This window comes from Cellulosimicrobium cellulans (assembly GCF_007679345.1).
GTDB lineage: Bacteria > Actinomycetota > Actinomycetes > Actinomycetales > Cellulomonadaceae > Cellulomonas > Cellulomonas cellulans_A.
Map to the genome: position 1 here is coordinate 151,566 of NZ_VEGH01000001.1, position 15,214 is coordinate 166,779.

The 15,214-nt window shown below is 75.3% G+C and carries 15 protein-coding genes; 5 read left to right on the forward strand and 10 right to left on the reverse strand.

The genetic code is table 11. From position 1 onward, the window contains the following. Positions 1-79: 79 nt before the first annotated feature. Together nrdD and nrdG are read left to right on the forward strand one after the other, a co-directional pair. A complete protein-coding gene (gene nrdD / locus FS882_RS00665; RefSeq protein WP_262347970.1) occupies positions 80-2,353 on the forward strand; it encodes an anaerobic ribonucleoside-triphosphate reductase in 2,274 nt (757 codons plus the stop codon). 1 nt (position 2,354) lies between these two features. After that, the gene (gene nrdG / locus FS882_RS00670) at positions 2,355-2,972 is read left to right on the forward strand and encodes an anaerobic ribonucleoside-triphosphate reductase activating protein (RefSeq protein WP_158369807.1); all 618 of its coding nucleotides are present in this window, start codon (positions 2,355-2,357) and stop codon (positions 2,970-2,972) included. A gap of 3 nt (positions 2,973-2,975) precedes the next feature. On the opposite strand, the gene FS882_RS00675 is transcribed toward nrdG, so the two are convergent. Further along, on the reverse strand, positions 2,976-3,548 hold the full coding sequence (locus FS882_RS00675) for a hypothetical protein (RefSeq protein WP_158369809.1): 573 nt from the start codon (positions 3,546-3,548) through the stop codon (positions 2,976-2,978). 139 nt (positions 3,549-3,687) lie between these two features. On the opposite strand from FS882_RS00675, the gene zwf reads away from it, so the two are divergent. Continuing rightward, on the forward strand, positions 3,688-5,094 hold the full coding sequence (gene zwf, locus FS882_RS00680; protein ID WP_158369811.1) for a glucose-6-phosphate dehydrogenase: 1,407 nt from the start codon (positions 3,688-3,690) through the stop codon (positions 5,092-5,094). A gap of 18 nt (positions 5,095-5,112) precedes the next feature. On the opposite strand, the gene FS882_RS00685 is transcribed toward zwf, so the two are convergent. From FS882_RS00685 to FS882_RS00700, 4 genes are read right to left on the reverse strand one after another with little or no spacing between them, the layout of a single operon-like run. Further along, positions 5,113-6,453, reverse strand: a complete 1,341-nt coding sequence (locus FS882_RS00685; protein WP_222848082.1) for an NAD(P)/FAD-dependent oxidoreductase — start codon at positions 6,451-6,453, stop codon at positions 5,113-5,115. Beyond that, positions 6,450-8,306 (reverse strand): glycoside hydrolase family 15 protein, encoded by a 1,857-nt coding sequence (locus FS882_RS00690; RefSeq protein WP_158369813.1) that lies wholly within the window; start codon positions 8,304-8,306, stop codon positions 6,450-6,452. The genes FS882_RS00685 and FS882_RS00690 overlap by 4 nt, the downstream gene beginning before the upstream one ends. Then, complete coding sequence (locus tag FS882_RS00695; RefSeq protein ID WP_158369815.1) at positions 8,303-9,313, reverse strand: cytochrome d ubiquinol oxidase subunit II; 1,011 nt, start codon at positions 9,311-9,313, stop codon at positions 8,303-8,305. The genes FS882_RS00690 and FS882_RS00695 overlap by 4 nt, the downstream gene beginning before the upstream one ends. Continuing rightward, entirely contained in the window at positions 9,310-10,806 is a 1,497-nt protein-coding gene (locus FS882_RS00700; protein WP_262347971.1) for a cytochrome ubiquinol oxidase subunit I, read from the reverse strand. Before FS882_RS00700 ends, FS882_RS00695 begins: the two co-directional genes overlap by 4 nt. A 297-nt stretch (positions 10,807-11,103) precedes the next feature. On the opposite strand from FS882_RS00700, the gene FS882_RS00705 reads away from it, so the two are divergent. Continuing rightward, positions 11,104-11,355 carry a hypothetical protein gene (locus tag FS882_RS00705; RefSeq protein ID WP_158369817.1) on the forward strand — a complete coding sequence of 84 codons (252 nt, stop codon included), beginning with the start codon at positions 11,104-11,106 and terminating at the stop codon, positions 11,353-11,355. Positions 11,356-11,401: 46 nt separating this feature from the next. Here the strand turns inward: FS882_RS00705 and FS882_RS00710 are convergent, their stop codons facing one another. Together FS882_RS00710 and FS882_RS00715 are read right to left on the reverse strand one after the other, a co-directional pair. Further along, positions 11,402-12,337, reverse strand: a complete 936-nt coding sequence (locus FS882_RS00710; protein ID WP_158369819.1) for a cation diffusion facilitator family transporter — start codon at positions 12,335-12,337, stop codon at positions 11,402-11,404. Continuing rightward, entirely contained in the window at positions 12,334-12,708 is a 375-nt protein-coding gene (locus tag FS882_RS00715) for an ArsR/SmtB family transcription factor (protein ID WP_158369821.1), read from the reverse strand. Before FS882_RS00715 ends, FS882_RS00710 begins: the two co-directional genes overlap by 4 nt. A gap of 81 nt (positions 12,709-12,789) precedes the next feature. Between FS882_RS00715 and FS882_RS00720 the strand changes: the two genes are divergently transcribed. Beyond that, positions 12,790-13,989 (forward strand): sensor histidine kinase, encoded by a 1,200-nt coding sequence (locus tag FS882_RS00720; RefSeq protein WP_158369823.1) that lies wholly within the window; start codon positions 12,790-12,792, stop codon positions 13,987-13,989. 23 nt (positions 13,990-14,012) lie between these two features. On the opposite strand, the gene FS882_RS00725 is transcribed toward FS882_RS00720, so the two are convergent. From FS882_RS00725 to FS882_RS00735, 3 genes are read right to left on the reverse strand one after another with little or no spacing between them, the layout of a single operon-like run. Further along, the gene (locus FS882_RS00725; RefSeq protein ID WP_158369825.1) at positions 14,013-14,207 is read right to left on the reverse strand and encodes a hypothetical protein; all 195 of its coding nucleotides are present in this window, start codon (positions 14,205-14,207) and stop codon (positions 14,013-14,015) included. Then, positions 14,204-14,944 (reverse strand): hypothetical protein, encoded by a 741-nt coding sequence (locus FS882_RS00730; RefSeq protein WP_158369827.1) that lies wholly within the window; start codon positions 14,942-14,944, stop codon positions 14,204-14,206. Before FS882_RS00730 ends, FS882_RS00725 begins: the two co-directional genes overlap by 4 nt. Positions 14,945-14,970: 26 nt before the next feature. Next, positions 14,971-15,168, reverse strand: coding sequence for a hypothetical protein (locus FS882_RS00735; RefSeq protein WP_158369829.1), 198 nt, complete (start codon positions 15,166-15,168; stop codon positions 14,971-14,973). Positions 15,169-15,214 lie beyond the last annotated feature (46 nt).

The following is a 15,214-nucleotide window of genomic DNA, read 5'->3' on the forward strand; positions in this document are numbered from 1 at the left end:
ATTGCCCCCCACATATGGGGTTGCGAGGCTGTGCCAGGCACTACATCTAGTGCCGGGAGCAGATCGGGAGTGGATACGCATGACGCTGGTGGGACCGCACGTCTCGGAGCTCGCGGAGGCCGCGCAGGGTGCGCAGGGCCCGCACTCCCCCTCCGCCGCCGCCGGGCTCGTCGTCCGGAAGCGGGACGGCCGCGTGCTGCCCTTCGACCCCATCCGGGTGCACAGCGCGCTGGGCCGGGCGTTCGCGCACGTGCACGGCCTGCTGGGCCCGCTGCACGACCTCACGATCGCCGAGCTGGTCGAGCGGATCGACGCCGAGCTCGCCGCCCGGTTCACCGGCGAGGTGCGGATCTACGAGATCCAGAACGTCGTCGAGCACATGCTCCTGGAGGCCCGCGAGTACGAGGTCGCCGAGGCCTACATCGACTACCGGGTGCAGCGGGACCTGGCGCGGTCGAAGGCGCTCGACGTGAACCACTCGATCGGCCAGCTGGTCGGCAAGGACTCGTCCGTCGTCCACGAGAACGCGAACAAGGACGCCGACGTCTTCAACACCCAGCGCGACCTCACGGCCGGCGCGGTGGGCAAGGCCATCGGCCTGCGGATGCTCCCGCCGCACGTCGCGAACGCGCACGCCAAGGGCGACCTCCACTACCACGACCTCGACTACCACCCCTACGCCCCGATGACGAACTGCTGCCTCATCGACTTCCGGACGATGCTGTCCGAGGGCTTCCGGATCGGGAACGCGCAGGTCGACCCGCCGCGGTCCATCCAGACGGCCACCGCGCAGATCTCCCAGATCATCGCCAACGTGTCGTCGAGCCAGTACGGCGGCTGCTCGGTCAACCGGATCGACGAGCTGCTGGCGCCGTACGCCGAGCGGAACTTCGCCAAGCACCTCGCCGACGCCGAGCAGTGGGTCACCGAGCCCGAGCGGCGCCGCGCGTACGCGGAGGAGAAGACCCGCAAGGACGTCTACGACGCGATGCAGAGCCTCGAGTACGAGATCAACACGCTGTTCACGTCGAACGGGCAGACGCCGTTCACGTCGGTCGGGTTCGGCCTCGGCACGGGCTGGTTCGAGCGGGAGATCCAGCGCGCCATCCTGCAGATCCGCATCCTCGGGCTGGGCAAGGAGCGCCGCACCGCGATCTTCCCGAAGCTCATCTTCACGCTGCGCCGCGGGGTCAACCTCACCGCGGACGACCCCAACTACGACATCAAGCAGCTGGCCGTCGAGTGCGCGACCAAGCGCATGTACCCGGACATCCTCAGCTACGACAAGATCGTCGAGATCACCGGCTCGTTCAAGGTGCCGATGGGCTGCCGGTCGTTCCTGCAGGGCTGGGAGGACGCCGACGGGACCGACGTCGTCGAGGGCAGGATGAACCTCGGGGTCGTCACCCTCAACGTGCCGCGGATCGCGCTCGAGACCCGGGGCGACCCGGACGCGTTCTGGGCCCTGCTCGACGAGCGGCTGGAGACCGTGCACGACGCGATGCTCTACCGCGTCGAGCGGTGCAAGGAGGCCGTGCCGGCCAACGCCCCGATCCTGTACGTGCACGGCGCGTTCGGGCAGCGGCTGGCGCCGGACGACGACGTGGACGCGCTGTTCCGGAACGGGCGCGCCACCGTCTCGCTCGGGTACATCGGGCTGTACGAGGCCGCGGCCGCGTTCTACGGCGGCGACTGGGAGGGGAACCCGGAGGCCAAGGAGTTCACGCTCCGCGTGCTGCGCACCCTCGCCGCCCGCGCGAAGGAGTGGACCGCCCGGCACGGGTACCAGTTCTCGGTGTACTCCACTCCGTCCGAGTCGCTCACCGACCGGTTCTGCCGGCTGGACACCAAGAAGTTCGGCCGGGTCCCGGACATCACCGACAAGGACTACTACACGAACTCGTTCCACTACGACGTCCGCAAGGCGCCGACGCCGTTCGAGAAGCTCGACTTCGAGGCCGAGTACCCGCAGTACGCCTCGGGCGGGTTCATCCACTACTGCGAGTACCCCGTGCTGCAGCAGAACCCGAAGGCGCTCGAGGCCGTGTGGGACTACGCGTACGACCGGGTCGGCTACCTCGGCACGAACACCCCGATCGACCGCTGCCTGGAGTGCGGGTTCTCCGGCGACTTCACCCCGACCGAGCGCGGCTTCGCGTGCCCGGGCTGCGGCAACAGCGACCCCCGCACCTGCGACGTGGTGAAGCGGACCTGCGGCTACCTGGGCAACCCCCAGCAGCGGCCGATGGTGCACGGCCGGCACGTCGAGATCTCGTCCCGGGTCAAGCACCTCGCCGGCCCGACGTCGCTCGCGGCGGCCACCGGAGGCGCCGGGGCCGCCGAGGGCGCCTGACGTGGCCCGCACGCCCGCCGTCGGCCAGTGGCGCGCCGCGGCCCTCAGCCAGGACCGCGTCGCCGACTACAAGCCGTTCGTCATGGTCGACGGCGAGGGCGTGCGCTGCTCGCTGTACGTGAGCGGCTGCCCGTTCGCCTGCGCCGGCTGCTTCAACGAGGCGGCCTGGTCGTTCCGGTACGGCACGCAATTCGACGACGCGCTCGCGGACCGAATCGCCGCCGACCTCGCCCACGAGGCCGTGCAGGGGTTGTCCCTCCTCGGCGGCGAGCCGTTCCTCAACACGGGCGCGTGCCTGCGGGTGGTGCGCCGGCTGCGCGCCGAGCACGGGCGGGCCAAGGACGTGTGGTGCTGGTCGGGCTACACGTTCGAGGAGCTGCTGGCAGAGGCGGACGCGGGGCAGGCCGACAAGGCGGAGCTGCTCGGCGAGCTCGACGTGCTGGTCGACGGCCGGTTCGAGCTCGCGCAGCGCGACCTCACGCTGGCGTTCCGCGGCAGCCGGAACCAGCGGGTGCTGGACGTCCCGGCCTCGCTGGCCGCGGGCCGGGCGGTGCCGCGCGGCGGCCTGGTCAGGGCGACGGACGTGGGGGCGCCCCCGGACCGGCGCGCGCTGGTCTGACCCTCAGCCCTGGTCGATCACCCACTCGACCGCGACCGACCCCGCGGGCAGGGTCACGTCGCCGGCCGGGCCGAGCAGCACGCGCAGATCGCCCGCGGGCTCCTCCGGCAGCGCCACCACGGTCGTCGCCGGCACGTAGTCCGCTGTGCACGCCCCGCCGGTGGGCTCGGGGAACGTGATCTCGACCTCGTCCGCGTCCGTCGCGCCGGTGGCGACCGCGTCGGGGTCCGCGACCATCGGGCAGGTGCTCGACCCGAAGGTGATGACGTAGATCAGCGACGGGTCGGTGGTGCGCGACGCCCCGGCGACCGCGCCCGCCGGGGGCGCGGCCACGCCCTCGGGCAGTCCGACGACCGACGACCCCGCGGTCAGCGCCACGGCGGACCCGGACGGCGCGGGCTCCGACGTCGCCGCCGACGGGCTCGTGGTCGGGCTCGCGGACGAGCCGCCGTCCCCGCCGTCGCCCCCGGACCCGCCCGAGCAGGCCGCGAGCAGGACCAGCAGCCCGGCGGCGGCGAGCACGCGCGAGGAGCGCGCGACCGGTGCCGCGCCGTGGGAGTCCCGGGCGTGCCTCACGCCGACCAGCCTCGCCCGGGCCGCCCGCGCCCGCATCGTCCGCTGCGGATGAGGACGCGGCCGCGCGCCGGGAGTTGGCTCGGACCGGACCCCGGCGACGCGACGGGCGCCGCCCGGCCCGCCAGCCGAGGAGGCAGCGATGACTGGATCCCGCGCGGCCACGGAGCCGCGACCCGCCGACGTCCTGGTCGTGTTCGGCATCACCGGCGACCTGGCGCGCGTGATGACCTTCCGGTCGCTGTACCGGCTGGAGAGCCGCGGCCTGCTGGACCTGCCGGTCGTCGGGGTCGCGGTCGACGACTGGCCGCTCGACCGGCTGGTCGAGCGCGCGCGGACCTCGATCGAGGCGACGGGGCAGCACATCGACGACGAGGTGTTCGCCCGGTTCGCCGGCCGGCTGTCCTACGTCAGCGGCGACTTCACCGACCCGCAGACCTACGAGCGGGTCGCGAAGGCCGTCGACGGCGCCGCGACGCCGGTGTTCTACCTGGAGATCCCGCCCTCGCTGTTCGGCCGGGTCGTGGACGGCCTCGCCGGGGCGGACCTGACCGAGCACGCGCGGGTCGTCGTCGAGAAGCCGTTCGGGCACGACCTCGCGTCCGCGCGGGAGCTCGCCGACCAGCTGCACGAGCACCTGGACGAGTCGCAGCTGTTCCGGATCGACCACTACCTCGGGAAGATGGGGCTGGAGGAGATCCTGCACCTGCGGTTCGCCAACGCGATCCTGGAGCCGCTGTGGAGCCGCAGCTACCTCGAGTGCGTGCAGATCACGATGGCCGAGGACTTCGGCGTCGACGACCGCGGCCACTTCTACGACCCGGTGGGCGCGCTGCGGGACGTCGTGGTCAACCACCTCATGCAGGTGGTGGCGGCCTCCGCGATGGAGCCGCCGTCGCGCGGCGACCCGGCGACGCTGAAGGACTCCGAGGCCGCGCTGTTCCGGGCGGTGGTCGAGGCCGACCCGCGGCACTACGTCCGCGGCCAGTACGAGGGGTACCGGGACGTCGCGGGCGTCGCCCCGGGGTCGACCACGGAGACCTACGCGGCGCTGCGTCTCGAGATCGAGAACTGGCGCTGGGCCGGGGTGCCGTTCTACCTCCGGACCGGGAAGCGGCTGCGCGCGACGCAGACCGAGCTGCGGCTGGTGTTCCAGCGGCCGCCGCGGCTCGGGTTCGGACCGCGCGGCGGCGTGGTGGAGCCGAACCAGCTGATCGTCCGCCTCGACCCCTCGACGGGGATCCGGATCGTCGTGGACGCGCACCGCGCGGACGTCGCCCGGCTGGCTGCGCCGATCGAGCTCGACATGCAGTTCGCCGACGAGGGCGGGGAGGGCCCGACGCCGTACGAGGTGCTGCTGCAGGGCGCGCTCGCCGGGGTCAGCACGCGGTTCGCCCGGCAGGACGCCGTCGAGGAGACGTGGCGGATCATGCAGCCGCTGCTGGACGACCCGCCGCCGGTGCACGCCTACGCCCCGGGGACGTGGGGGCCCGCCGCCGCCGACGCGCTCACCGAGCGGTCGGGCGGCTGGCGGGGGCCGTGGGTCTGAGGCTCGCCGCTCGCGGGCTCACGCCCCCGGGTCGATGTGCGGCACGTCCGCCGCCGTGTCCTCCCACGCAATCCGGTGCGGGGCGTCCGTCATCTCCACCAGCGCCGAGTGGTCCCGGTCGAAGTAGTCCCACGCCCAGGACAGGAACGCGTCGGTCTTGGAGTGCGCGCCGCTGAGCAGCATCGCGTGCACCCCGAGCCACGCGGCGAACGCGACCGGGCCCTCGACCGTGTGGTGCCGGTGCCCGACCTCGGCGACCGCGGCGTTGCGGCCGATCATCGCCATGATGCCCTTGTCCCTGTACCGGAACGGCTCGGTCGGCGCCCCGCGCCGCTCGCGGAGCACGTTCGCTCCCGCGGCCCGGCCGGACTGCTGCGCGACGGAGCCGAGCTGGGGCAGGGTGCGGCCGTCCGGGCCCGGGATGTTGGCGGCGTCGCCGACCGCGTAGACGCCGGGCAGCCCGGGCACGCTCAGGTCCGCCGCCACGTCCACGCGGCCGCCGCGGCCGGTCGGCACGCCGGCGCCGAGCACGATCGGCGCCGCCGACTCCCCGCCGCCCCAGACGACGGTCCGGGTGGGGATCGCCGTGCCGTCGTCGAGCTCGACCCGGTCGGGGTGCACGGCCGCGACCCCGGTGCCCAGCCGGACCTCGACGCCGACGCCCGTCAGGTGCCCGTGCGCGTAGTGGTGCGCCGCGTCGGTGAACGGCGCCAGCAGGGCGGTTCCGCGGTCGACCAGGACGACGCGCGCCGGTGCGGCCAGGCGCCCGGTGCGGGTCAGCGCGGCCGTCAGCTCGGCCACGGCGCCCGCCGTCTCGACCCCGGTCGGGCCGCCGCCCACCACGACGACGTCCAGCGCGCCCGGGGGCGGCTCCGGCGCGTCCTGCGTCCCGGGCGCGTGCGCGTGCTCCCGCACGAGGCCGTGCAGGTGCCGCCGCAGCCGCTCCGCGTCCACCACCGAGTACAGCGGGAACGCGTGCTCCGCCGCGCCGGGCACCCCGAAGAACTCGGGCTGCGCCCCCGCGGCGAGCACCAGCTGCGAGCCCGCGACCTCCGTCCCGTCGCCCAGCGTGACCCGGTGCGCGGCGGCGTCCACCGCGACCGCCTCGGCGGTCAGCACGCGCACGGTGGGGTGCTTGTGGAAGATGACCCGGTGCGGGCGGGCCACGTCCTCGGCGGGCAGCTGGGACGTCGCCACCTGGTAGAGCAGGGGCTGGAACTGGTGGTAGTCGTTCCGGTCGACCAGCACGACCGGCTCCCCCGCGTCGCCGAGCGCGTGGGCGCACGCGACGCCCGCGAGGCCGCCGCCGAGGACGACGACCGGGTCCTGCGGCAGGCCCACCGCGCCGTCGGCGGTCACAGGGACATCTCCTTGCGGAAGTCGGTGAGGATGATCCGCCCCGCGGCCTGCATGAGCGCCAGGTGGGAGAACGCCTGCGGCACGTTGCCGAGGTGCCGGGACCGCTCGACCTCGTACTCCTCGGCGTACAGGCCGAGCGGGGAGGCGATGCGCAGCAGCCGCTCCATGAGGTCGTTGGCCCGCTCGGACTCGCCGATCGCCGCGAGCGCCGACACCAGCCAGAACGAGCAGATGAGGAACGTGCCCTCCTTGCCGGACATCCCGTCGTCGGTCTCGTCGGTGCGGTACCGCAGCACGTACCCGTTCTCGGTCAGCTCGTTGCCGACCGCCTCGACCGTGGCCCGGATCCGCGGGTCCTCCGGCGGCAGGAAGCCGAACAGCGGCGCCAGCAGCGTCGAGGCGTCGAGCGCGTCCGTGTCGTAGTGCTGCCGCAGGGCGCCGTCGTCGCGGAGCCCGTGCTCCAGGATGTCGGCCCGGATCTCGTCGGCGGTCGCCCGCCACTGCTCCGCGTGCTCCCGGTCGTCCCGGATCCCCGCGAGCTGCGCGGCGCGGTCCAGCGCCACCCAGCCCATGAGCTTGGACGACACGTAGTGCTGCGGCTTCCCGCGCGCCTCCCAGATGCCCTGGTCGGGCTCCTTCCAGGTGGCGATCGCCGCCGCGGCCTGCGACTCGACCAGCGGCCACAGGCGCCGGGGGACGTGCCGGCTGCGGACCGTGTGCAGCAGGATCGAGTCGAGCACGGCGCCGTAGACGTCGTTCTGCCGCTGGTCGAACGCCGCGTTGCCGATCCGGACCGGGCGGGCGTGCTCGTAGCCGGTGAGCTCGTCCCGGGTGGACTCCGTGAGGTCCCGCCGCCCGTCGACGCCGTACATGATCTGCAGCCCGCCGTCCTCGGCCGGCTCCAGGTCGGCGACGAACTGCATGAACTCGTCGGCCTCCCAGTCCAGGTTGAGGTAGTGCAGCGCCTGCAGCGTGAACGTGGTGTCCCGGATCCAGGTGTACCGGTAGTCCCAGTTCCGCTCGCCGCCGGGCGTCTCGGGGAGCGACGTGGTGAGCGCGGCGACCGTGGCCCCGGTCGGCATGTACGTCAGGCCCTTGATGGTCAGCGCGGACCGCTCGATGGCGGCGCGCAGGTGGTGGTCGGGCACCCGGGCCCGGGCGAGCCAGTTCCGCCAGAAGTCGATCGTGGCCCGCACGCGGCCCTCGGCGTCGGCGTCGTCGACGGGTACCGCCAGCCCCTCCGCCCAGGACACGACGCAGTACGCGGTCTCCCCCTCCGCGAGCACGTGCCGGGCGCGGGCCGACCCGCCCTCGATGCCGATCCGCATGTCGGTCGCCAGCCGGAACGTCTGCCCCGCGCCGGTCGCGTCGGCCGCGTGGCCGTCGTCGCCCACCACGGTCCAGGTCGCCGGCGTGCGCCCGTAGTCGAACGCGGGCTCGCAGACCAGCTCGACCTCGATGCTGCCGCTCAGGCACTTCACCGTCCGGACCAGGAGGTGCTCGGCGTCGTCGTCGGCCGGCGGCCGGGTGTGCGGGGTGATGGCGTCGTGGCCGGTGCTCGGCCCCATGGTCAGCGCGTCGTGCACGAGCAGCCAGCCGCCCGGGGTGTGCCAGGTCGTCGTCATGACGTTGGTGCCCGGCACGTAGGCGCGCGCCGTCGGCACGTTGATGCCGTACGGCCCGAACCGGAACGACCCCGCCCCGCGGTCCAGCAGGTTGCCGAACACGGCCGGCGAGTCGAACGACGGCAGGCACAGCCAGTCGACCGAGCCGTCGGGGGCGATCAGCGCACCGGTGTGGCAGTTCGACAGGAACGCGTAGTCGGCGATCGGCGGGAACGGGGACACGCTCATGGTTCGACTCCTTCCTCGGGGAGCAGCCGGCGCTGCGCCAGGACGTACAGCAGGACGAAGGACGGGGCGACGAGCAGCAGCCCGAGGCCGACGGCGGCGACCAGCGCGGTGAGCGTCCCGTCGGGGGCGGCGGCGTCGGCGACGCTGAGGGCGCCCGGCAGCAGGTCGGGCCACTGCGCCACCCCCCACGCGGCGATGACGCCGGTGACGGCGAGCACGGCGAGCACCCGGGCCCCGCGGGTCGCGTCGCGCAGCAGGAGCAGCAGGGCGCCCACCGCGCACAGCGTCCCGGCCAGGACCAGGGGCAGCGCGGTGGTCACCAGCTCCTCGAAGACGGGGTGCGCGTCCCGGTCCACCACGACCAGCCCCACCGCCGCGACGACGCCGGCCACCACCGCGGCCACCACCGCCCGGCGCCGGAAGTAGCCGACCATCGCCGGGTCGTCGCCGTGCCGGGCGTCCCGCACGAGGTACACCGCCGCGAGGTAGGCCGCGAGCGCCACCGCGAGGACGCCCACCGCGATCGACACCGGGTTCAGCCAGCTGGTGACGGGGTCCCCCGCGCGGCCGCCCGCCGGCACCTCCCCCGCCGCGATGCCGCCCGCGACGGCGCCCAGGCAGAACGGCACCAGCACCGACGACAGCGCGAACGCGCCGCCGAACACCCGCCGGACGCCGGTGCCGACCACGGCCTTGCGGAACGCGAAGCTCGCGCCGCGCAGCACGATGCCCACCGCCGCGATCGTCAGGGGGACGAACATGGTGAGCCAGATCGCCGCGTACGCCTCGGGGAACGCCGTCCAGGTCACCACCAGGACGAAGATCAGCCACACGTGGTTGGCCTCCCACACCGGGCCGATCGACCGCTCGACGACGGCCCGCGGTGCGGCTCCCCGCTCGGCGCCCCCGGCGGTCAGGTCCCAGAACCCCGCGCCGAAGTCGGCCCCGCCGAACGCGGCGTAGGCCGCGAGCGCGAGCAGCAGCACGACGGCGACGGCGGTGCTCATCGCGGCCCCCGCGCGTCGTGGTCCGGCGCCGCGCCGCCCGCGGCCGGCTCCGGGGCGCGGGCGTCGTCCGGCACCCGCCCCACCCCGTCCGGCGACGGTCCGTAGGGGGTGTCGTCGTCCCGGAACGCCGCCTGCCTCCGGAACCGCCGGCTCATCGCGCGCAGCACCAGCACCGTCGTGGTGCCCAGCACCAGGTACAGCAGGACGACGCCGAGGAAGGTCGCCCACACGCCCTCGTTGCCGGTGGCGGCGTCCTCGACCCGCATCACCTCGTAGACGATCCACGGCTGCCGGCCGACCTCGGTCACGATCCAGCCGGCCTCCATCGCCAGCACGGCGAGCACCCCGGAGGCCGAGACCGCCGCGAGGAACAGCCGTCCCGTCGGCGCCCGGCGCCGGAGGAGCCAGACCAGCCCGTACCAGCCGGCGAGCAGCAGGAGCAGCGTGCCGATGCCGACCATGACGTCCCAGGCCAGGTGGACGGTGTTGACCTCGCGGGTGGTCGGCCGCTCGTCCGCCGGCACCGAGTCGAGGCCCTGCACGACGGTGTCCCGCCCCGTGCTCGGGTCGGACAGCCAGGACGCCATCCCGGGGATCGGCAGCCCGCCCTCCACCTGGCCGTCGGGACCCAGCCGGCCCAGCAGCGTCTCCGGCACGTCCGAGGACGTCTGGGGCACCAGCTCGATCGCGGCGAACTTCACGGGTTGGTTCTCGTAGACCCAGCGCGCCAGCCCGTCGCCGACCCCCATCTGGATCGGCGCCGCGATCGCCGCGACCGTGAACGCGATCGTGAACCCGAGCCGGTGGTACCGGTCCCGGCGCCCGCGCAGCATGGCGAACGCGTACACCGACGCCACCAGGCACCCGCCGACCAGGTACGCCGCGACCACCATGTGCGCGGCCTGCCAGGGCATCGAGTCGTTGAAGATGACGCGCACCGGGTCGACCGCGACGATCTGGCCGTCGGAGCCGAGCGTGTACCCCGTGGGGGCGTTCATCCAGGCGTTCGCCGCCACCACCGACACCGAGCCCAGCACGCCCGCCAGCACGATCGGCACCCCGGTCCAGAAGTGCGGCCAGGGGCGCAGCCGCCGCCAGCCGAAGATGTAGATCGCGACGAAGATCGCCTCGAGGAAGAAGAAGATCCCCTCGAACGCGAACGGCACACCGAACGCGTCGCCCCACTGGGCCATGAACCGCGGCCAGAGCAGCCCGAACTCGAAGCTCAGCACCGTCCCGGTCACCGCGCCGACCGCGAACGTCACCGCCATGTACTTCGACCAGCGCTGCGCGAGCTCCAGGGCGTCGCGGTCGTCGTGCTTGACCCCGCGGTAGTTCGCGATGAGCGCCATCGCCGCCCACGAGACCCCGAGCGGCACCAGGATGATGTGGAACCCCAGCGTGAACGCCATCTGCGAGCGCGCCCACGGCACCGGGTCGACCGCGCTGACGGCGGCCGCGGCGGCGGCGAGCTGGTCGACCGGGAGCACCACGCGTCTCCTCACCCGTGCGGGGGCGACCGCGGGTGGCGGTGCCCGTCCGGGGGGTGTGGCGGCCCGTCCGTGTCGTGAGGACGCGGTGCGGGGCGCGCGTGACGGCGGCGGGGTGACCCTCGGGTCACCCGTCAGCGCGACCATACCGGACATATCGGACCGAATACAGGGGCAGCGAACCCGCCCGGGCGGGCGACCTCCCCGGGGTGCGGACGGCCGCGACGCGCGTAGCGTGGCGGGCACGCAGGGTCGCGTCGCTCCGCACGCGACCCACCCCCGCGCGCAAGGGAGACCGCCATGACCACGACGCCCGACCCCCGGGACGAGCCGGTCCGCACGCCCGCCGAGGCCCCCACCCGCCCGTCGAGCCCCGGGCCCGACCCGGACGACGTCAACCAGGACGACCCGACCCACCGGGCGCACCGCACGGAGGCCGCGTCGGGCGCCGCGCCGGTCGCCCCGGGCGCCACCCCGGGCACGGCGTCGGGCGCGCCGGGCGCCGCGAACCCGACGAGCCCGGGCCCCGACCCGGACGACGTCGCCCCCTGACGGCCGGCCGCCCGGCCGTCGCCCCGCGCCGGCGGCCCGGCGCGGGTCAGGCGTGGCCGAGGTGCTCGTGGGTGCGGTGGGACGCGGGCTCGATCTGGAACGTCGAGTGCTCCACCGAGATCGGGAAGTGCGTGGCCAGGCAGTCCTGGAGCTGGTCGAGGATCCGGGCGGTGTGCCCGTCGGAGAAGCACTCGTCGTCCACGGTGATGTGCGCGGTCACCACCGGCAGCCCGGTGGCGACGAGCGACGCGTGCAGGTCGTGCACCGCGCGCACGTGCTCGACGCCGAGCAGGTGGTCGCGCACGGCGTCGAGGTCCAGCCCCGGCGGCGTGGACTCGAGCAGCACCGCGGCGGTCTCGCGCAGGAGCCGGATCGCCCGCGGGACGATCAGCGCGCCGATGAGCAGGCCGGCCACCGCGTCGGCCTGCTGCCAGCCCGTCGTGGCGATGACGACCGCCGCGACGATCACCCCGACCGACCCGAGCGCGTCGTTCAGCACCTCCAGGAACGCCGCGCGGAGGTTGAAGTTCGCGTTCCGACCGCCCGCGAGCACGGCGATGGCCACCACGTTCGCGACCAGGCCGATCACGCCGAACACGACGAGCTCGGCGGACGGCACGTCGGGGGGATCGACCAGCCGGCGCACGCCCTCGACCAGCACGTACCCGCCGACGGCGAGCAGCACCGCGGACTGCGCCAGCGCGCCCAGCACCTCGGCGCGGCGGTAGCCCCAGGTCCGGCGCGACGTCGCCGGCCTGAGCGAGAGGTGCGCCGCGACCAGCGCCATCGCCAGCCCGGCCGCGTCGGTCAGCATGTGCGCGGTGTCCACCAGCAGCGCCAGGCTGCCGGTGAGCACCGCCCCGACCGCCTGGGCGACCAGCACGGTCGCGGTCAGGCCGAACGCGATCGCGAGCCGGCGGCGGTGGTCGCCCGGACCGCCGGGACCCGCCGGCGCGTGGCCGTGGTCGTGCCCGTGGCTCACGGCCGGTCCCCCGCCAGGTGGGCGCACGCGTCGGGGCTCGACCCGCCGCGCAGCAGGTCCTCGGCCGCCCCCACCAGCATCGCGAGCCGACCCGGGTCGGCGATCGCGTAGATCGAGGACCGACCCCGCTGCCGCACCGTGACCAGCCCGCAGTCCCGGAGGCACGCCAGGTGCGCGCTGACGGTGCTCTGGGCGAGACCGAGGTGGTCGGTCAGGTCGCGCACGGAGTGCTCGCCGGTGAACAGGTGGCGGAGCATCGTCAGCCGGGCGGGCTCGCCGAGGGCGCGGAAGAGCGCCGCGGCGGGCGCGGTGAGGGCGGCGTCGTCGGCGGAGCGGGTCTGGTTCTCATCATCGACAACGGGGGATGTCATCGTCACTCGGCGATGATAGGCGCAGTCGGCCCGGGCGCGCCAGGGAGCACCTGGCCGGCGGGGCGCCCCTACCCTGACCGCATGGTCACGCGCGCCGGCTCGACGCCCTCCCGGCCGGGTCCCACCTCGCTGCGCGACCGCGGCGAGGTGCTCCGTCTCGGCGCCGTGGCCGTCGTCGGCGCCGTCAGCCTCGCGGCGTCGGTCGCCCAGTCCCCGCCCACGTCCGCGGCCCGGTGGGTCCTCGACGGGGCCGTGGGGGTCGCCGCGCTCGTCGCGCTGCGGTGGCGGCGCGCCTTCCCCGTGGCCGTCGCGGCGGGCGTGGTGCTCGCGGCGGCGGTGTGCGCCTCCACCGTGGGTGCGGTCGTGCTGGCGGTCGTCTCGCTCGCGACATGGCGCCGGTGGGCCGGGATCGCGCTCGTCGGCGCGCTGCTGGTCGGCTCGACGGTCGTGGACGACGTGGCGCTCGGCGACGGCGCCACGCAGGTCGGGGCGCGCGCGGTGCTCACCGCCGCCCTCTACGCCGCCCTGGTGGGCCTGGGCGCGTACCTCGGCAGCCGGCGGGAGCTGCTCCGGGCGCTGCGGGATCGCGCGCACGCCGCGGAGCGGGAGCAGGCAGCCCGCGTCGAGCAGGCGCAGGTCGCCGAGCGCACCCGCATCGCCCGGGAGATGCACGACGTGCTGGCGCACCGCATCTCCCTGGTCGCGATGCACGCCGGCGCGCTCGCGTTCCGCGGCGACCTGCCCGCCGCCGAGCGCGAGGCCACGGCCGCGGTCGTCCGGGACAACGCGAACCTGGCGCTGGTCGAGCTGCGCCAGGTCCTCGGCGTCCTGCGCGCCGAGCCGGGATCGTCCACGGCGCCGGAGCCGCCGCAGCCGACGCTCGACGCGCTGCCCGACCTGGTGCGGCAGGCGCGCGCGACCGGCTCTCCCGTCGAGGTGGCGATCCCCGCGGGGACCGCGGAGGCGCTGGCGTCGCTCCCGCCGGCGACCAGCCGGAACGTGTACCGGGTCGTCCAGGAGGGGCTGACCAACGCGCGCAAGCACGCGCCGGGGGCGCCGGTCCGCCTGTCGGTCGCCGGGGCGCCCGGCGGCCTGCTCGACGTGCTGCTGCAGAACGACCCGGGCACGGGGGCCGCGGGGGTCCCGGGGTCCGGGACGGGCCTGGTCGGCGCGGCGGAGCGGGTGCGGCTGCTCGGCGGCCGGCTGGACCACGGCCCGGACGGCGCCGGGGGCTACCGGCTGCATGCCGTGCTGCCCTGGCCCGGCCCGGACGACGCCTGACGCCACCCGGTGACGCCCGGCGCTCAGACCGCGTCGACCACCCGCACGCTCTGCTGGCCGTCCGGGCCGAGCTGCACCCGGGCGCGCTCGCGCATCCACGACGACGCGGCGGGGTGGGCCAGGGCGAGCCGCCCGGAGCACACCGCCTCCACCTCGGCGGGCGACAGGGCGCGGGGCACGAGCAGGACCGGGCGGTCGTCCCCGGCGAGGGCGGTCACCGGCCGGCCCGCCGGACCCGCGTCGCGCCACGCAGGCCCAGCCCGGCCGCGATCGCCGCGGCAGCGAGCAGCAGGAGGTCCGAGACCGGGGCACCCGTGACGGCCAGGTGGGGCCCGGCCGACGCGGTGACGTGGCGCTGCGGCGCGCTCGCGGTCGGGGTGGCGGACGACGACGCGGGCGAGGACGCCACCGTGGCGGCGGTCGGCGACGTGGCCACCGTCGGCTGGGGGGTCTCGGCGGCGGCGCTGCTCCGCCCGGCGGCGACCGCCTCGGCCGGGATCGTGGTCGAGGAGCCGGGCTCCGGCGTCGCCAACGACGGCTCGGGCTCGGTGCTCGGGCGGCCGGTCGTCGGCGGCACGTCGAGCGTGGTCGAGGACAGCTCCGGGACCGCGGTCGGGAGCACCTCCTCCGGGACGGCCGTCGGGACGGCCGTCCCGGGCACCTCGGTGCCCGAGCCGGGGTCGGGGGTCCGCGGGTCGAGCACCTGACCGACCGTCGAGGCGACGGGGACGGGGAGCGCGGGCGCCCGGTCGGTCCAGGTCTCGGGGCACGCGCCCTCGGCGGCGCCGTCGGCGAGGAAGGACCCGAGCGAGTACCCCGGGCCGAAGGTCTGCGTGACGCCGTCGAGGCAGACGGTGAAGCCGCCCCCCTCGTCGGCGAGGGCGGCGCCGGCGGTGCCGCCGAGGACGAGCGCGCCCGTGGCGAGCGTGATGCCGAGGGTCCGGGTGGTGCGCATGGTGGTGCTCCTCAGGTCGGGTCGGGTCAGCGGACGAGGTCGAGCGCGTGCGCGACGTCCGGGCCGCACGCCGGGCTGACCTCCACGACCTCGGCCGGCCCGCCGGGCGCGGCGAGGGCGTGGCCCGCGGCCGCGCCGAGGACGGACAGCACGGTCGTCGCGAGGACGAGCCCGACGACCGCAGCGAGGGGGACGACCGGGTGCCGCGGCTGCGACGTGCTCATGCCCCGAGGCTGCCCGGCGCAGGCCGGGACCCGGATCGTCCCGCGG